The following is a 17,389-nucleotide window of genomic DNA, read 5'->3' as shown; positions in this document are numbered from 1 at the left end:
CGATCATGATCAGACGTCCAGAGCCTCGCTGGCTTCGAGCCAGCGCTCTTCCAGCTCGGTCATTTCGTCCTTGAGCTCCTGCAGGGAAGAGGTGAGCTTCTGCAGCCCTTCGAAGTCGGTCTGGTCGTGGTCGGCCATCTCATCGTGGGCACGGGCGATGCGCTTGCTGAGCTTGTCCATGCGACGCTCGATCGAGGAGACTTCCTTCTTCGCCGCTCGGGCCTCGGCCCCAGAAAGCGCGTCGGCGCCCGAATCAGCGGGGGAGTTCGCGCCGGCCGAGCCGGAGTTCGACGAACTCCCACCCGATTTGCTGGCTCCGCCCGACTTCCCGGACCCACCGGACTTGGCGCCCTCGGCACGCAGCTTCAGATACTCGTCGACACCACCGGGGACGTGCCGCAAGCCGTGATCGAGGATCGCGTACTGCTGATCGGTGACGCGCTCGAGCAGGTACCTATCGTGGGAGACCACGATCAGGGTGGCCGGCCAGGAGTCGAGGAGATCCTCCATTGCGGCCAACATATCGGAGTCGACGTCGTTGGTCGGCTCATCGAGGATGATGACATTGGGCTCGGACATGAGGAGGAGCAGCAGCTGCAGGCGGCGCTTCTGTCCTCCGGAGAGTTCCTTGACTCGGGCCGAGAGGTGCTCCTTGGCGAAGCCGAGGCGCTCCAACAGCTGTGCCGGAGTGAAGTCCTTGCCTTCGATGTTGAAGCTCGTCTTCGACTCCGAGAGAACTTCGCGCACCTTCTGTCCGCCGATGGCGTCGAGTTCCTTGAACTGCTGATCGAGGACACCGACCTTCACGGTCTTCCCGCGCTTGACTCTGCCCTCGTCCGGTTCGAGATCCCCGGAGATGAGACTGAGCAGTGTCGACTTGCCGGCACCATTGGGCCCCAGGATTCCGGTGCGCTCGCCGGGACCGATGCGCCAGGTGACATTGTCGAGGATCTGCTGGTCACCGAAGCTCAAGGACACATCGAGGAGGTCGACGACGTCCTTGCCCAAGCGGGCGGTCGCCATCTTCTTCAGCTCGATCGGGTTGCGGACCTCTGGCACATCGGCGATGAGCTGGTTTGCCGCCTCGATCCGGAACTTCGGTTTCGAGGTTCGGGCAGGAGCACCTCGGCGCAGCCATGCCAGTTCCTTGCGCATGAGGTTCTGGCGCTTCTGCTCTGTGGCGGCGTTGATGCGGTCGCGTTCGACGCGTTGGAGGATGTAGGCGGCGTATCCGCCTTCGAAGGGTTCGACGATCTGGTCGTGGACCTCCCACGTCTTCGTGCAGACCTCGTCGAGGAACCACCGGTCGTGAGTCACGAGCAGCAGAGCCCCGGAGTTCTTCGACCACCGGTTCTTGATGTGTTTGGCCAACCACGAGATGCCGTCGACGTCGAGGTGGTTGGTGGGCTCATCGAGGATGAGCAGATCCCAGTCCCCGATGAGCAGCGCGGCCAGAGCCACACGGCGGCGCTGACCTCCGGAGAGGCTGCCGATGGTGGCATGCCAATCGAGGTCGGCGATGAGGCCTGCGATGATGTCGCGGGCCTTCGCGTCGCGAGCCCATTCGTGGTCGTCCATGTCGCCGACGACGGAATAGCCGACGGTCGCCTCGGAGTCCATGGTGTCGCGCTGGCTGAGCATCCCCAGGCGCATTCCGCCGCGGTAGGTCACGCGGCCGGAATCGGGTTCGATGGTGCCGGCGAGCATGCCCAGCAGGCTGGACTTGCCGTCGCCGTTGCGGCCGACGATGCCGATCATGTCTCCGGCGTCGACGCCGAGCGTGACGGAGTCGAAGACGATGCGGGTGGGGTATTCGAGGTGCAGGGCTTCAGCCCCAAGAAGATGTGCCATATCGCCCTCTAGCTTAGGGCACGAGCGGCCTGGGACCAGCATGTGCACGTAGTCTCCGGGCTGGTGACGAACAGTCTCCGCGGGCAGGTGGGGGAGACGCCAACATGAAGTTATGTTGCGTTTTCATATCGGTGTCGTCGAATCAGATGCTAGAGGCCCCTGATATGGGCCTGTGTTGCATTAGACTGACGGAAAATTCATTGAAATATGAGTGATCATCCAGTGGTTTCACAAATTCGGCGGAGGACTCTGTGCCTCGATCGACGCCAGGGCTGGTCCTGAGTAACTTGAGAAAAGAGTAAACGTGAAGAAGCTCGTATCTGCGGTGTCGATTGCCGCCGCATCTGCCCTCGTGCTCTCCGCCTGTGGATCAGGAAGCGGCGGCGAGACCAATGCCGAGGACTTCCTCGGCTGCATGGTCTCGGACTCCGGCGGCTGGGATGACCAGTCATTCAACCAGTCCGGACGTGAGGGCCTGCAGGCAGCGGTGGACAACCTCGGCATACAGGAGAAGCTGGCCGAGTCGCAGGGCGACGCCGACTTCGGACCCAACGTCGACAACATGGTCCAGCAGGGCTGCAATCTGACCTTCGGCGTCGGGTTCCTCCTCGAAGACTCGATCCAGGAAGCCGCCGAGGCCAACCCCGACCTCAACTTCGCCCTCATCGACTCGACGTTCTCCGATGCTGACGGCAAGCCAGTCACCATCGACAACGCGAAGCCACTCGTCTTCAACACCGCAGAGGCCGCCTACCTCGCTGGTTATGTTGCCGCCGCATCCTCCGAGTCCGGAAAGGTCGGCACCTTCGGAGGAATCCAGATTCCTTCCGTGACCGTGTTCATGGACGGTTTCGCCGACGGTGTGGAGAAGTTCAACGAAGACAACAAGAAGGACGTCAAACTCCTCGGCTGGAACAAGAAGAAGCAGGACGGCTCCTTCTCCGGTGACTTCGAGAACCAGGGACAGGGTCAGGCTCTGACTAAGCAGCTGATCTCCCAGGGCGCCGACGTCATCATGCCCGTCGCCGGACCTGTGGGCCTCGGCGCCGCAGCGGCTGCGAAGGAAGCCAAGGACGTCAAACTGGTCTGGGTCGACTCCGACGGCTACGAGTCCACCGAATACGGTGACATCATCCTCACCTCGGTGGTCAAGCAGATCGCGAACGCTGTCGAGGACACCGTGTCTGAGGCACAGAAGGACAACTTCAGCTCTGAGCCCTACGTCGGCACTCTCGAAAATGAAGGCGTCGGACTTGCTCCTTACCACGACTTCGACGACAAGGTCCCCGAAGACGTGAAGAAGGACGTCGAGACGCTCAAGAAGCAGATCATCGACGGTTCTCTGACCGTGGATTCCGAGAACTCGCCGAAATAAGCGAACAGGTTAAACTGCAGGGTCGAGAATTCTCGGCCCTGCAGTTTTCGAATTTGTGAGGAGTACCGGAAGCAGTGAAACTCGAGCTTCGCGGGATGACCAAGGTGTTCGGATCGTTCGTGGCCAACGACCACATCGATCTCACCATCGAACCGGGCGAGATCCATGCTCTGTTGGGTGAGAACGGCGCTGGAAAATCCACCATGATGAACGTCCTCTACGGACTCTACGACGCCGACGGGGGAGAGATCCTCCTCGACGACAAGCCTGTGACCTTCGCCGGGCCGGGGGACGCAGTGGCCGCCGGTATCGGCATGGTCCACCAGCATTTCATGCTCGTGCCCGTGTTCACCGTCGCCGAATCCGTGGCGTTGGGCTATGAGCCGACGAAGTCCCTGGGACTCATCGACCTCGCCGAAGCGCGCAAGAAGGTCACCGAGATCTCCTCTCGCTTCAACTTCAACATCGACCCTGATGCTCTCATCGAAGATCTCCCCGTCGGTGCCCAGCAGCGAGTCGAGATCATCAAGGCTCTGTCTCGGGACGCGAAGATCCTCATCCTCGACGAGCCCACTGCGGTGCTCACCCCGCAGGAGACCGACGAGCTGATCTCGATCATGCGCCAGCTCAAGGAGCAGGGCACCTCGATCGTCTTCATCACCCACAAACTCCGTGAGGTCCGCGCGATCGCCGACTCCATTACGGTCATCCGCCGCGGCAAGATCACAGGCGTTGCCTCCCCAGAATCCACCGAGGCGGAGCTGGCCAGCCAGATGGTCGGCCGTGCCGTGTCGCTGACGACAGAGAAGGACGCAGCCGATCCCGGTGACGCGACCTTCCAGGTCCGCAACCTCACCGTCGTCGACAAGGCAGACAATGTCGTCGTCGACGACGTCAGCTTCGACGTCCGCCGCGGCGAGATCCTCGCAGTCGCCGGTGTCCAGGGCAACGGACAGACAGAGCTGGCCGAAACCATCATCGGCCTGAGCGAACCGCGTCTGGGCACGGTGACTCTCGACGGGAAGAACCTGGTCGGGCAATCGGTGAAGGACCGCCTCGGCGCGGGTATCGGCTTCGTTCCCGAGGATCGTTCGACCGATGGAATCATCGCCGAGTTCGCGATCCGCGAGAACATGATCCTCGACGTCTACGACCGTCCGCCGTACGCGAAGGGGCTCAACCTCAAAACCTCGGTCATCACGGAAGCCGCGAAGCAGAAGGTCGAGGAATTCGACATCCGTCTCGGCAGCGTCGTCGACCCGATCGCCACGCTCTCCGGAGGCAACCAGCAGAAGGTCGTGCTCTCCCGCGAACTCGGCCGCGAGCTGCGCCTGTTCATCGCCAGCCAACCCACCCGCGGCCTCGACGTCGGTTCGATCGAGTTCGTCCACAAACGTGTCATCGCAGAACGCGATGCCGGCACCCCGTGCCTCATCGTCTCGACCGAACTCGACGAGGTCTATGGTCTCGCCGATCGGATCGCCGTCATGTATTCGGGTCGCATCGTCGGAATCGTCGGCGCGAACACCTCCCGCGAGGCCCTGGGCCTGATGATGGCCGGAGTCCCGGCCGACGAAGCATTTGCCGCCACCGCGACACCAGAGAACGATTCGGCCACCACCTCGGCGGCTGACGACCCTGCCGCCACCGCGGCAACTGACGAGAACTCGGCCACCACCTCGGCGGAGGAGAACAAATGACGACTGACATATCACCGGCAGCGCCATCGCCGGCACCACCACCGACCGCCGAGGCAGAGCCGGGCAAGGAACAGAACCTGCTGCAGGAGATCCTGTCCGGGTCATGGCTGGTCTCGGTGCTGTCCATCGTGGTCGCCCTCCTCCTCGGCGGTGTGCTCATCGCCGTGTCCAACGCCGAAGTCGTCGCAGCGGCACAGAACTTCCTCGGCGCGCCAGGAGCCTTCTTCTCCACCCTGTTCTCCACCGTCGGCGAAGCCTATTCGGCGCTGTTTCGCGGATCGATCTTCGACTGGAACGCCCGCACTCCCGAACGCGCTATTCGCCCCCTGACCGAATCCCTGGTCAGCGGAACCCCGCTCATCCTCACCGGACTCGGCATCGCCATGGCCTTCCGCTGCGGTCTATTCAACATCGGCGGTCAGGGCCAGGTCATCCTCGGCGCCACCATCGCCGGATTCCTCGGCTACGCCCTCCACCTCCCGCCCATCGTGCACATGCTCATCGCAGCCATCGGCGGCATCATCGGCGGAGCAATCTGGGCAGGCATCGCCGGTGTGCTCAAGGCACGTACCGGAGCCAACGAGGTGATCGTGACGATCATGCTCAACTCCATCGCGGGCTATCTGCTGGGCTACCTGCTCAAGCAGAGCTGGTTCACGCACACCACCTCGGCGAACCCGCAGTCCCGAGCGATCGACGACACCTCGGAGATGTTCCTCATGTTGCCGCCGCCGTTCCGGCTGCACTTCGGGTTCATTCTGGCCATCCTGGCGACGATCTTCGTATGGTGGCTGCTCGAACGGTCAACGATCGGGTTCGAATTCAAGGCCGTCGGCGCCAACCCGCACGCGGCCCGCACCGCCGGCATCTCCGTGTCGAAGGTGACGATCCTCGTCATGGTCGTCGCCGGTGCTCTGGCCGGTCTCGGCGGAGCCGCCCAAGTGCTTGGCACAGAGGGCAAACTGACCGGCGGCATCAGCGGATCCATCGGCTTCGACGCCATCACGGTGGCTCTGCTGGGCCGATCGAAACCCTGGGGCACCTTCATGGCCGGACTGCTCTTCGGCGCATTCAAGGCCGGCGGCTATCTCATGCAGTCACAGACCGGTACGCCCATCGACATCGTTCTGGTCGTCCAGTCCGTCATTGTTCTGCTCATTGCGGCCCCACCGCTGGTGAGGTCGATCTTCCGGTTGCCCACACCGGTGCTCAAGCGGAAGGAGGCCTGACATGACTGCTCAGACCGTTGCGGCACAGCCCGCGTCCCAGTCCAAGTCACTGACCCCGATCTCGTGGAAGTTCCCGATCGTCTATACGATCCTGGCCGTCGTGTCCCTCGTCTTCTTCGGCATCATCGGCCGAGACGGAGAGACGACGTTCAGAATCGCTACGAGCGGAGACCTGTTCGCGATCCCCGATGTGGTCGTCTCCTCAACCGTCGCCGGACTCGTGCTGTCACTGATCCTCGTCGTGATGGCCGCAGCCTCGATCTACTTCGCGACGAAGCGAGTCGCCCTCGACTCGTGGTTCCCGATGGTCTTCGGCATCCTCTTCGTCGTGTCCTTCCTCGCGTGGGCCGGTGGCGGCAGCGGCGGAGTGATCCCGCTGACGACGCTGCTGGCCGGTGCCCTGGCACTGTCGGTGCCGCTGATCTTCGGCGCCATGTGCGGTCTCGTCGGTGAACGCTCCGGCATCATCAACATCGCCATCGAAGGTCAGCTCCTGGCGGGTGCCTTCCTCGCCGCGGTCGTCGCATCAGTGGCCAAGAACCCCTACGCGGGACTCCTGGCGGCACCGATCGCCGGTGCTCTCGTGGCCGTTGTCCTGACATTCTTCGCAGTGAAGTACTGGGTCAACCAGATCATCATCGGCGTCGTCCTCAACGTGCTCGTCGTCGGTGTGACCAGCTTCCTCTACTCGACGGTGCTGTCGGAGAACCCCGGTCTGTGGAACGCGCGGCAGCAGCTGCCCAACCTGCCGGTCCCGCTGCTCTCAGACATCCCCGTCCTGGGGCGGGTGCTCTTTGACCAGAACATCCTCGTCTACATCATGTACGTCGTCGTCATCGCCCTCCAGATCTTCGTGTTCCGCTCGAAGTGGGGCCTGCGGATGCGGGCCGTGGGTGAGCACCCGAAGGCAGCCGACACCGTGGGCATCAAGGTCAACTTCACCCGCGTACGCAACACCCTCATGGCCGGTGCCATCGCAGGACTCGGCGGTGCCTTCTTCACCGTCGGATCGGGCCTGGCCTTCGGTAAGGAGATGTCGGCCGGCCAGGGATACATTGCGCTGGCCGCGATGATCCTGGGCAAATGGAACCCGAAGGGCGCTCTGCTGGCCGCCCTGCTGTTCGGTTTCTCCAAGAGCCTGGGCAACACCCTGCAGTCCATCGGAACACCGGTAGCCAACGAGCTGCTGCTCATGCTTCCCTATATCGTCACGGTTCTCGCCGTCGCCGGTTTCGTCGGCCGGGTCCGCCCACCGGCGGCCGAAGGCGTGCCGTACGTGAAATAATCCAACCCCAAGAGAGAGGTATCCCCCTATGACTTCTGCAGATGTCGAAGCCTCTGAACACGTGTGGAGCGTGGAACCCACACCCGCCTCGGTCGCCGACCTGAGCGAGGACACCTGGTCGCTGCTGCGCGATGAGGCGATGCGGGCGATGCGTTTCGCCTACGTCCCGTATTCGTCCTACCCCGTGGGTGCGGCCGCCCTCGTCGATGACGGCCGCATCGTCAGCGGCGCGAATATCGAGAATGCCTCGTTCGGGGTGACGCTGTGCGCCGAATGCTCACTCGTCTCCGACCTGTTCATGTCCGGCGGCGGCCGAATCGTGGCATTCGACTGCGTCGACGGAGCGGGGGCGACCCTGGCCCCATGCGGACGCTGCCGCCAACTCCTGTTCGAACACGGCGGCACCGAGATGGTGCTCAACATGCCCAGCGGCAGAGCACCCATGTCGGCGGTGCTGCCCGAAGCATTCGGCCCAGACCATCTGAATCCCGATGCGCAGGGCACCGGCTCCGCCAAGCACTGACCCCGATATCGCCGAGGTGGCCCCGCCGGCCCAGCGCCACCTCGGCGATCAGTTGTGACCATCAGAACGGTCACTTCCCGACGATGGCCGAATCCTGAGAACGGCAACACCCCGAGAATGAAGGACTGACACTGTGAGCGTAGAGGCATTCGATGCCGTCGACGTCATCGCCGCCAAACGCGATGGCCGCACCCTGAGCAGAGAGCAGATCGACTGGGTGATCGATGCCTACACTCGAGGTGTCGTCGCCGATGAGCAGATGGCCGCCCTGGCCATGGCGATCTTCATCAACGACATGGAACCGCGCGAGATCGCGGACTGGACTCAGGCGATGATCGCCTCGGGCGAGCGGATGGACTTCTCCTCCCTGACCCGTCCCACCTCGGACAAGCATTCGACCGGGGGAGTCGGGGACAAGATCACCCTGCCGCTGGCCCCACTCGTCGCGGTCTTCGATGTCGCCGTCCCGCAGCTCTCCGGCCGCGGCCTCGGCCACACCGGCGGAACCCTGGACAAGCTTGAGTCCATTCCCGGCTGGCAGGCGGGCCTGAGCAATGAGGCCATCCTCGACCAGCTCGAGGACCTGGGCGCTGTCATCTGCGCCGCGGACTCCGGCTTGGCACCGGCGGACAAGAAGCTCTACGCACTGCGCGACACCACCTCGACGGTCGACTGCATTCCGCTCATCGCCTCCTCGATCATGTCGAAGAAGATCGCCGAAGGCACCGAAGGACTCGTCCTCGACGTCAAGGTCGGATCGGGTGCCTTCATGAAGGACCTGCCCAAGGCGCAGAAGCTGGCGCGGACCATGGTCGACCTGGGCCAGTCGGCCGGGGTCAAGACCTCGGCGCTGCTGACCGACATGTCCACCCCGCTGGGGCTCACAGTCGGCAACGCACTCGAGGTCCGTGAGTCCGTCGAGGTCCTCGCCGGCGGCGGCCCCTCCGACGTCGTTGACCTGACCGTGGCGCTGGCCGAGGAGATGCTGCGTCTGGCAGGCAAGACCGACATCGATGTGCGTGCGGCCCTGGGTGACGGTCGGGCCATGGACGTGTGGAAGAAGATGATCCGGGCGCAGAACGGTGACCCCGAGGCCGCGCTGCCTGTCGCCGAACACACCGAGGTTGTCACAGCCCCGCAGTCAGGCGTCCTGAGCAAACTTGATGCCCTGTCGGTCGGAGTCTCCTCCTGGCGCTTGGGCGCCGGACGGGCGCGCAAGGAAGATCCGGTCCAGGACGTGGCCGGTATCGAACTCCACGCCAAACCGGGCGATACCGTCACCGCCGGTCAGCCGCTGATGACCCTGCACACGGCCACACCGGAACGCTTCTCCCGGGCCATGGAATCGTTGGAGAATGCCGTCGAGATCGGCGGCGACCTCAGTCAGGTCTCCGACTCGATCGTGCTCGAGAAGATCACCTGAGGGGGTCGCGCCGACCGGTCTCGACAGCCTGAACCAGGCCACCCTCACACCACACAACTTCACCGCCCAGACAGCTTCGCCACCGACGAAGCCGAACCCGCACCACCTTGGAGGATCACCATGACCAGCCGCTCAGATGTCGCAGCCATCATCGACCACACCCTGCTCAAACCCGAGGCCACCCCTGCCGACGTCGAAGCCCTCGTGTCAGAGGCGAAGGAGCTCGGCGTTCTCGCGATCTGCGTCTCCCCGTCGATGCTTCCCGTCACCGAGCCCGGCGAACTGGTCGTCGCAACCGTCGTCGGCTTCCCCAGCGGTCAGGTCAAGCCAGAGATCAAGGCCGCCGAGGCTGCCCGTGCGGTATCCGACGGTGCCGCCGAGGTCGACATGGTCATCAACATCGGCCAGGCCATCGCCGGTGACTTCGACGCTGTCGAGGCCGACATCCGTGGTGTCGTCGACGCCAGCGGCAGCGCACTGGTCAAGGTCATCATCGAATCTGCGGCGCTGAGCGACGAGCAGATCGTCGACGCCTGCGCTCGCGCCGAGACTGCTGGGGCAGGCTTCGTCAAGACCTCCACCGGGTTCCACCCTGCAGGTGGAGCCAGTGCACACGCGGTGGCACTCATGCGCGAAACTGTGGGCGATCGCCTCGGCGTCAAGGCCTCCGGCGGCATCCGCACCGTCGATGCCGCGGAAGAGATGATTGCTGCGGGAGCCTCACGCCTCGGGCTCTCCGGGTCCGCCGGGATCCTCGCCGAGCTCTCCTAACCGAAGTTGCCTACAGTCGAAGTCAGGCTGAGCTGTGTACAACCAGCTCAGCCTGACTTCGACTGCATGAGGCCACGTACACCACCGTGCGAGTGCGTCAGCAACGGTCGTGGTGAACCCTGCAGAAGGCAACTGTTCGTGGAACGAACAACACGCCCCTCGCAGATGTGACACAAGGGCTCAGCGGAGAACGGAGGTGGTTTCCTGCCGTAAGGCCTTTTGGGCCCTGCTGGCTAGAAGAGCCGCCTGAGCGTGGCCGACACAGCTTCGGGGTCGCGCAAGATCCCTCTCAACTTGGGACCGCAATGAATTTCGCGAAGAAGATTCGTCGCCGTCCTGGCAGACCCGGAGTCATATCCAACGATGCAATGGCGAGTGACATCGAGTTGCGCCGGGGTTTCGCCGATGGCATCTACAGCCAGTGAACCGATCGGTGCATCGTCTGTCCACGAGCCGAGCGTCAGGGCCATGCGAAGCGCACCGACGAGAATATCGGCGAGCGCCGGTCGTAACCAACGGCCGATAGGCAGATAGAGTTCCAGCGCCTCGATGTCCGCCCATCGATACATGTGGTCTGGACGGTCTGGGACTCGATGAATCAACCCGTTTTCGCTCACGACGAAGTGTGAATCACAAGTGTTCCCGATCGATATGCCCTCGTGGCGAGCTGCCACGTCATCAGACGGATGGAGACTATCCCCACAGGAGGTGAGCCGACGTTGCGTCTGCGGAGGGCGATTTTGCTCTCTCCTGAACAGTGTTCAATAATTGGATGATGGTTAACTATTTGTCACTCGCCGAGCGTGTGCTCTCCGGTACCCCGGCCACCGCCTCCGATGCCCGCGCGATTCTGTCGTCCCCGAATGAGGATCTGCTCGACCTCGTCGCAGCCGCAGCCCGGCTGCGACGCGAGCACTTCGGCAAGCGCATCAAGATCAACTACCTCGTCAATCTCAAGTCCGGTCTGTGCCCGGAGGACTGCAGCTACTGCTCACAGCGCCTAGGCTCCGAAGCGGAGATCCTCAAGTATTCCTGGCTGCCCAAGGAGGAGGCCAAGCGCCAGGCGGAGTTCGGTCTGGCCGGAGGTGCCTCGCGCGTCTGTCTCGTCGCCTCCGGTCGCGGTCCGTCGAACCGGGATGTCGAGCGTGTCTCGGGAATGGTCGAGGAGATCAAGTCTGCCACTCCCGGCGTCGAGGTCTGCGCTTGTCTCGGATTCCTCAAGGATGGCCAGGCGCATCGCCTCAAGGAGGCCGGGGTCGATGCTTATAACCACAACCTCAACACCTCTGAGTCCCTCTACGCCGACATCTGCTCGACACACACCTTTGCCGACCGGGTCGACACCGTCGACAAGGCTCGCGGCGCCGGACTCTCCCCGTGCTCGGGACTCCTCGTCGGCGTGGGCGAGACGAACGACCAGATCATCGAGGCGATCGAATCGCTCAAGGCCGTCGACTCCGACTCGATCCCGGTCAACTTCCTCATCCCCTTCGACGGCACCCCGTTGGAGGGCACCAACACGCTGACCCCGCAGCACTGCGTGAGGATTCTGTGCGCTGTGCGCTTCCTGTGCCCGGATCGCGAACTGCGCATTGCCGGCGGCCGTGAAATGCACCTGCGTTCGCTGCAGTCGCTGTCGCTGAATGTGGCCAATTCGCTGTTCCTCGGCGACTACCTCACTTCGGAGGGTCAGGCAGCCGAAGAGGATCTCGACATGATCGTCGATGGCGGGTTCGAGATCGTCGGCGCGGAGAGCGCCCAGCAGCTGCGCGACGAGCTCAAGGCCCACAGGGCAGCCCATCAGGCTGCCTTCGACGGCGAAGCAACCGGCCCCGCGAGCGGCGACGGTGCGTCCGCTGCCGGCACTGGCGCATCGAGCGAGACTGCACCAGCACCAGTCGCAGGTGGCGCACTGCCGTGTGGCAAACCGCTGCCGCCTGTCGGTCACGAGGCAGGCAACTCGGGCGTGACGATTCCGACGATCCGCCGCCGCGGTGCTGGCACAGAGATCTCTCCCAATGCCTGAGCCGGCACGGTCAGGTCCCCAGAGCACGCTGGACAGGGATGCCGGTCTTCTCTGGCACCCCTATGGTCCCCTCGATGCTGGGGCGCACTTTTCGGTCACCGGTGCAGCCGGTGCCTATGTGGAACTGTGTGACGCTTCCGGCTCGCCACATCGGCTCCTGGACGGGATGAGCTCGTGGTGGGCGGTTGTCCACGGCTACCGACACCCGGTCATGGACGCGGCGCTGACGCACCAGATCCGCTCGTTCTCGCATGTCATGTTCGGCGGTCTGACCCACGGCCCGGCCGTCGACCTGGCCGAGCACCTCGTCGCGGTCACCCCGGCCGGACTCGACCATGTCTATCTGGCCGACTCGGGCTCGGTCTCGGTCGAGGTCGCGCTCAAGCTCGCCATCCAGTACCAACAGGCTCGCGGACGCGACCGCAGTCGCTTCCTCGCCCTCGAAGGCGCCTATCACGGTGACACGACCGGTGCGATGAGCGTGTGCGACCCGGTCGGGGGAATGCACGCCGACTTCGCGGGACTGCTGTCCCCACAGTTGTTTCTGCCGCGTCCTCCGCTGCCGGAGGCTTCCACCTCCGAGGTCGATGCCTGGGTGGTCCGGGCGGAGAACCTCGTCGACGCGCATGGGTCAGAACTTGCCGGCATCATCGTCGAGCCTCTCTTCCAGGGCGCTGGCGGTATGCGTCCCTATCACCCGGCTGCCTTGAGGACGCTGCGGCGGCTGGCCACCGAGATCGACGCCGTGTTCATCGCCGATGAGATCGCCACCGGCTTCGGCCGCACCGGTACTGATTTCGCCTGCCGTTCGGCCGGCATCACCCCGGATGTCATGTGCCTGGGCAAGGCGCTGACCGGGGGGTATCTGACCTTGGCGGCCCTCATGTGCAGCGGGCCGGTTGCCGAGGTCATCACCGCTTCCTCCCACCGGGCGCTCATGCACGGACCGACCTTCATGGCCAACCCGCTGGCCTGTGCGGCAGCCACAGCCTCGGTCGGGTTGCTCTTCGCCGATGACACGAGCGGCTGGAAGCCGGCCATCGCCCGCATCTCTCCCGCACTCGAAACCGGTCTCGCGCCGGCTCGAGAGCTGGCGCACGTCGCCGAAGTGCGTGTCACCGGTGGCATCGGCGTCATCGAACTCGACCGTCCGGTCGATGTCGGACTCACCACACGCATCGCCGCCGAGCACGGCGTGTGGCTGCGGCCGTTCCGGCGACACATCTACACCATGCCGCCCTACATTTCGACACCGGAGACGATGGCGACGATCACTGCGGCAATGGTCGCTGCCGCCGCGGCGCACTCCGAAGGAGATCTGCGATGAACGCCATCGCCTCCCGCCTGACCATGGCAGCCGAACGCCGCAGGGCCGCCGATATGGACCGCAATGATCCGGTGCTCAACGGACTCGACCTCGCCTCCAACGACTACCTCGGTCTCTCTCAGCATCCGGTTGTGCGTACGGCGGCGATCGAGGCGATCGATGACTATGGCACCTCAGCTAGGGCCTCGCGCCTCGTCACCGGGACCACACGCGCCCATCACCTGCTCGAATCCGCGCTCACCGAACGGCTGAGTCACCCGGCGTGTGTGACGTTCTCAAGCGGTTATCTGGCCAATATCGCCGCCGTCACGACCTTGGCTGGGCCAGATACCCTCATCGTCTCGGACGCCCACAATCACGCCTCACTCATCGACGCCTGTCGTCTGACGAAGGCCTCGATCACCGTCGTTGCCCACAATGATCCGAGCGCCGTCGAAACGGCCTTGGCCGACCGGGCGCAGACCGAGGCGCTCGTGATCGTCGAATCGGTCTACTCCGTCCTCGGCGACGCAGCCGATCTGCCGCGACTGCTTCAACTCTGTGAGCGCTACGATGCTCTCCTCCTTGTCGACGAGGCTCACGGGATCGGTGTGGCCGGTATCGACGAACACTGCGGAATGGGCGCAGCCGCGGGCCTGAGTGAACTCCGCGAGCGGCTCGTCGTCACCGCGACCCTATCGAAGGCGCTCGGCTCCCAAGGAGGAGCGCTGCTGGGCTCCGAGCTCATCCGCGATGCCGCCGTGAACACTGCCCGCTCCTTCATCTTCGACACCGGTCTCGCCCCGGCCAACGCGGCAGCCGCCCATGCGGCGCTTGGCCTCATCACTTCCGACAGGGTGGCATCCATGGCGGGCGCGCGGAATGCACTCGCAACTGCACTTGAGGTGCCGGTTCCTGCCGGCGCTGTGCTCTCGGTGCCGATGCCGACGCCCGAATCCGGGGTGCGAGCCCGCGCTCTGCTGCGTCAGGAGGGGATCCTTGTCGGCTGCTTCCGCCCGCCCTCGGTTCCTGATGGCATTACGCGGGTGCGGCCGACCGCGCGTGCTGGTCTGAGCACCGATGAGCTGGCCCATGCCTGTGAGCGGATCCGGGCGATCACCGAGGCCTGCGTCGCGGAGGCGGGGTGATTCCGCGCTTCCTGCTCGTCACGGGAACGGACACCGGCGTCGGCAAGACGATTGCGACGGCGGCGCTGGCCGCGACGCTGAGGGCGGCCGGGAGGCGGGTCATCATGTGCAAGCCGATCCAGACGGGGCACATCAGTCCTGACGATCCACAGCGCGAGCATCTTGAAGCCGATTACAGCGATGTCGTCACCGAATCCGACGCCCAGATCGTCGCTCGGCTGACCGGAATCCATACGTTCACGAATATCACGCTGCGTCTGCCGATGGCTCCGCTTCCAGCGGCGCGCCTAGAGGCGACAGGGTCCGTGTCTGCGACTGCCGGAGCAGCCTCGATCCTGCCCAGCGCGGCCGAGCATGCGCAGCTCATCGCCACAGTTGCCGAACGCACCCGTGCTGACCACGTCCTCATCGAAGGCTCCGGGGGAGTGCTCGTCGACTTCGGAGGCCACACCGCTGCCGACATCCTCGCCTGCCTTTCGCCCGACCCAGACTCCGTCGGTGCCGTCATCGTCTCCCGCTCGCGCCTGGGCACACTGAACCACGCCGCTCTGACGGCCGAGGCACTGGGGAATCGGCACATATCGGTCACCGGCATCATCATGGGCTCGTGGCCTGAGCCTGCGCCGCCGGTCGACCGTGACAATCGCTGCGCTCTATCGGCTATCGCCCCCATCCTCGGTGCGGTTCCGGCTGGAGCCGGTCACCGCCTCGGGCCCGGCGAGTTCACGGCGCAAGCCCCTGGTTGGCTCTATCTGCCGTGGTGACCCAGAACTGGCTGTGCTGCTCCTCGTAGGTGAGGCAGCGTCGTGCCGGCGTGAGGTGTCCTCTGCGCCGACTCTTGGATCAGAGACCGAAGAAGGCCTTGAGCTCGGTGCTGATGGAGGTCAGACGCTGAGTCAGGGCCGGTCTGAGGGAGGCGCTCGCCGAGGTGGCCGGCAGCCGTAATCCTGCCCTGGCCGCGGCTCGGGTGTCGGCCTCGGTCGCGGCCTCCAACTCGGAGGGTTCGGCGACGACCTCGAGGTAGCACTTGAGCTTCGGCTCCGTGCCCGAAGGCCGGACGATGACGCGGGAGTTCGATTCCGAGAGGAGCAGAATCCCATCGGTGGGAGGAAGCGCTTCGTAGCCGGCAGAGAGGTCGTGGACCTCGACGACACGAGACCCGGCCAGGGACGTCGGCGGGTTCTCCCGCAGCTTCGCCATGGCAGTGGCGATGAGGGAGACATCGTCGAAGCGGAAGCTCAGCGGCGCGGTGGCAAAGTACCCGTCGCGGTTGCGGATCCGGTCGAGCTCGGTCTCGATGTCTGAGCCCGATTCCTTGAGACGCGAGGCCAGGGCCGCGAAGGTCACGGCCGTGGAGATGCCGTCTTTGTCTCTGACTGCTGTGGGGTCGACGCAGTAGCCCAGGGCCTCCTCGTAGCCGAAGACCAGCCCGGGGACACGCGAGATCCACTTGAACCCGGTGAGGGTGCTTATCGCGGCGAACCCATGGCTGCACGCTGCGGCGGCCAAACCGCGGGAGGAGACGATCGAGTTCGCGAATACCGGTGCTGCCGCCGCTTCTGCGGGTACGGCACTCTGGTCGTCGGACAGGTGCGCTTCGATCGTCTCAACCGAATGATGTGTGCCCTGAGCCAAACGAGCCGCGATGTCCTCACCGAGGACAAGTCCCACCTCGTCGCCGGACAGCTGTCGGTACCCGGCCGCTGTCGAGGTGTCCGGGATGGCGGCAGAGAAGCGGTCGGCATCGGGGTCATTGGCGATGATGAGTTCGGCACCGACTTCACGGGCCAGCGCATAGGACTCGTCGAGGGCACCGGCCTCCTCCGGGTTCGGGAACGCCACGGTCGGGAAGTCCGGATCGGGAGCCTGTTGAGAGGCGACCGGGTGGACATTGCCGAACCCGGTGCGGGCCAGAGCCGCCTCGGCGACGGAGGCCCCGACCCCGTGCAGGGAGGTGAGGACAATGTTCAGGTCGGTGCCCGAGGACACGTTGAGCGCATCGATGCGTTCCAGATAGGACTCGACGATCGACTCATCGAGGCGTTCCCACCCGGATTCGGCACGCGGTACGGACGCCACGGACTCGATCGCGGAGATCTGTGCGGCGATGAGCGCATCGGCAGGGCTGACGATCTGCGCACCGGCACCCGACTCAGCGGCAGCAGGGTCGGACTCGATCGCCTGCAGCGGACGCTTGCCGAGGTAGACCTTGTAGCCGTTGTCGTCGGGCGGATTGTGGGACGCGGTGACCATGACGCCGGCATCGGCCTGCAGGTGAGACAGGGCGAAGGCGAGAAGCGGAGTCGGGAGCTGATCGGGCAGCTGGATGGCAGTACCGCCGGCCGCAGTGATGACTGCTGCGGTATCGGTCGCAAAGTCCGCGGACTTGTAGCGGGCGTCGCAGCCGATGACGACGGTGAAGCCCTCACCGACAGTGTTCAGGAGGAAACGGGAGAGCCCTGCAGCGGCACGGATGACGACGGCGCGGTTCATCCGGTTGGGTCCGGCGGCGATCTCTCCGCGCAGCCCGGCAGTGCCGAATGCCAGGGGACCTGCAAAACGATCCTCGAGGTCGGCCAGCGCGGCCTCATCGCCCTCCCTCGCGGCGGCGAGGATGGTGCTGAGGGCCGTGGCCGTCTGAGTGTCGGGGTCATCGGCGATCCACGCCTCGACGATATCGGCGTCGAATCCGGAGGTGAAGCGATCGGCTACGCGAGTCATATCTGTCCTTGTTCAATGTTGTCGAAGTGGG

Annotated in this window: 14 protein-coding genes; 11 read left to right on the top strand and 3 right to left on the bottom strand. The window is 64.6% G+C overall.

Annotated elements, in window-relative coordinates; genetic code table 11:
- Positions 1–9: 9 nt before the first annotated feature.
- Entirely contained in the window at positions 10–1,851 is a 1,842-nt protein-coding gene (locus CXR25_RS14110; RefSeq protein ID WP_069600662.1) for an ABC-F family ATP-binding cassette domain-containing protein, read from the bottom strand.
- Positions 1,852–2,155: 304 nt separating this feature from the next.
- On the opposite strand from CXR25_RS14110, the gene CXR25_RS14105 reads away from it, so the two are divergent.
- The 7 genes from CXR25_RS14105 to deoC all read left to right on the top strand — a co-directional run bounded on the left by CXR25_RS14105 (position 2,156) and on the right by deoC (position 10,157).
- Positions 2,156–3,226: a BMP family lipoprotein gene (locus CXR25_RS14105; RefSeq protein ID WP_029417792.1), complete on the top strand. Its 1,071-nt coding sequence runs from the start codon at positions 2,156–2,158 to the stop codon at positions 3,224–3,226.
- Positions 3,227–3,300: 74 nt separating this feature from the next.
- On the top strand, positions 3,301–4,926 hold the full coding sequence (locus CXR25_RS14100; protein WP_009885343.1) for an ABC transporter ATP-binding protein: 1,626 nt from the start codon (positions 3,301–3,303) through the stop codon (positions 4,924–4,926).
- Positions 4,923–6,155, top strand: coding sequence for an ABC transporter permease (locus tag CXR25_RS14095; RefSeq protein WP_009885342.1), 1,233 nt, complete (start codon positions 4,923–4,925; stop codon positions 6,153–6,155). Before CXR25_RS14100 ends, CXR25_RS14095 begins: the two co-directional genes overlap by 4 nt.
- A gap of 1 nt (position 6,156) precedes the next feature.
- Complete coding sequence (locus tag CXR25_RS14090) at positions 6,157–7,440, top strand: ABC transporter permease (RefSeq protein ID WP_009885341.1); 1,284 nt, start codon at positions 6,157–6,159, stop codon at positions 7,438–7,440.
- Between the two features lie 28 nt (positions 7,441–7,468).
- Entirely contained in the window at positions 7,469–7,963 is a 495-nt protein-coding gene (locus CXR25_RS14085; protein ID WP_096146004.1) for a cytidine deaminase, read from the top strand.
- Positions 7,964–8,096: 133 nt separating this feature from the next.
- Positions 8,097–9,386: a thymidine phosphorylase gene (locus CXR25_RS14080; protein WP_125240709.1), complete on the top strand. Its 1,290-nt coding sequence runs from the start codon at positions 8,097–8,099 to the stop codon at positions 9,384–9,386.
- A gap of 120 nt (positions 9,387–9,506) precedes the next feature.
- Positions 9,507–10,157, top strand: a complete 651-nt coding sequence (deoC, locus tag CXR25_RS14075; protein WP_009885338.1) for a deoxyribose-phosphate aldolase — start codon at positions 9,507–9,509, stop codon at positions 10,155–10,157.
- A 233-nt stretch (positions 10,158–10,390) separates the two neighbouring features.
- On the opposite strand, the gene CXR25_RS14070 is transcribed toward deoC, so the two are convergent.
- Complete coding sequence (locus CXR25_RS14070; protein ID WP_125178267.1) at positions 10,391–10,774, bottom strand: hypothetical protein; 384 nt, start codon at positions 10,772–10,774, stop codon at positions 10,391–10,393.
- Between the two features lie 155 nt (positions 10,775–10,929).
- On the opposite strand from CXR25_RS14070, the gene bioB reads away from it, so the two are divergent.
- The 4 genes from bioB to bioD are packed head-to-tail and all read left to right on the top strand — an operon-like array spanning position 10,930 to position 15,401.
- Positions 10,930–12,183 carry a biotin synthase BioB gene (bioB, locus tag CXR25_RS14065; protein ID WP_205676715.1) on the top strand — a complete coding sequence of 418 codons (1,254 nt, stop codon included), beginning with the start codon at positions 10,930–10,932 and terminating at the stop codon, positions 12,181–12,183.
- Positions 12,176–13,510, top strand: coding sequence for an adenosylmethionine--8-amino-7-oxononanoate transaminase (locus CXR25_RS14060; RefSeq protein WP_009885335.1), 1,335 nt, complete (start codon positions 12,176–12,178; stop codon positions 13,508–13,510). The genes bioB and CXR25_RS14060 overlap by 8 nt, the downstream gene beginning before the upstream one ends.
- Positions 13,507–14,637, top strand: coding sequence for an 8-amino-7-oxononanoate synthase (locus tag CXR25_RS14055; protein WP_096177345.1), 1,131 nt, complete (start codon positions 13,507–13,509; stop codon positions 14,635–14,637). The genes CXR25_RS14060 and CXR25_RS14055 overlap by 4 nt, the downstream gene beginning before the upstream one ends.
- A complete protein-coding gene (gene bioD / locus CXR25_RS14050; RefSeq protein WP_009885333.1) occupies positions 14,634–15,401 on the top strand; it encodes a dethiobiotin synthase in 768 nt (255 codons plus the stop codon). The genes CXR25_RS14055 and bioD overlap by 4 nt, the downstream gene beginning before the upstream one ends.
- Positions 15,402–15,480: 79 nt before the next feature.
- Here bioD and CXR25_RS14045 read toward each other — a convergent pair whose 3' ends face one another.
- Positions 15,481–17,358, bottom strand: coding sequence for a phospho-sugar mutase (locus CXR25_RS14045; protein ID WP_096160462.1), 1,878 nt, complete (start codon positions 17,356–17,358; stop codon positions 15,481–15,483).
- Positions 17,359–17,389 lie beyond the last annotated feature (31 nt).

This window comes from Brevibacterium aurantiacum, from assembly GCF_003932995.1.
GTDB classification, from domain to species: Bacteria; Actinomycetota; Actinomycetes; order Actinomycetales; family Brevibacteriaceae; genus Brevibacterium; species Brevibacterium aurantiacum.
The sequence above is the reverse complement of the archived record's forward strand: the minus strand, read 5'-3'. Positions and strand labels throughout refer to the sequence as shown.

Bases quoted from the DNA above. Each gene is read 5' to 3' on its own strand.
- CXR25_RS14110 (WP_069600662.1), bottom strand. From the start codon at position 1,851: ATGGCACATCTTCTTGGGGCTGAAGCCCTGCACCTCGAATACCCCACC.
- CXR25_RS14095 (WP_009885342.1), top strand. From the start codon at position 4,923: ATGACGACTGACATATCACCGGCAGCGCCATCGCCGGCACCACCACCG.
- CXR25_RS14090 (WP_009885341.1), top strand. From the start codon at position 6,157: ATGACTGCTCAGACCGTTGCGGCACAGCCCGCGTCCCAGTCCAAGTCA.
- CXR25_RS14085 (WP_096146004.1), top strand. From the start codon at position 7,469: ATGACTTCTGCAGATGTCGAAGCCTCTGAACACGTGTGGAGCGTGGAA.
- deoC (WP_009885338.1), top strand. From the start codon at position 9,507: ATGACCAGCCGCTCAGATGTCGCAGCCATCATCGACCACACCCTGCTC.
- bioB (WP_205676715.1), top strand. From the start codon at position 10,930: ATGATGGTTAACTATTTGTCACTCGCCGAGCGTGTGCTCTCCGGTACC.
- CXR25_RS14060 (WP_009885335.1), top strand. From the start codon at position 12,176: ATGCCTGAGCCGGCACGGTCAGGTCCCCAGAGCACGCTGGACAGGGAT.
- CXR25_RS14055 (WP_096177345.1), top strand. From the start codon at position 13,507: ATGAACGCCATCGCCTCCCGCCTGACCATGGCAGCCGAACGCCGCAGG.
- CXR25_RS14045 (WP_096160462.1), bottom strand. From the start codon at position 17,358: ATGACTCGCGTAGCCGATCGCTTCACCTCCGGATTCGACGCCGATATC.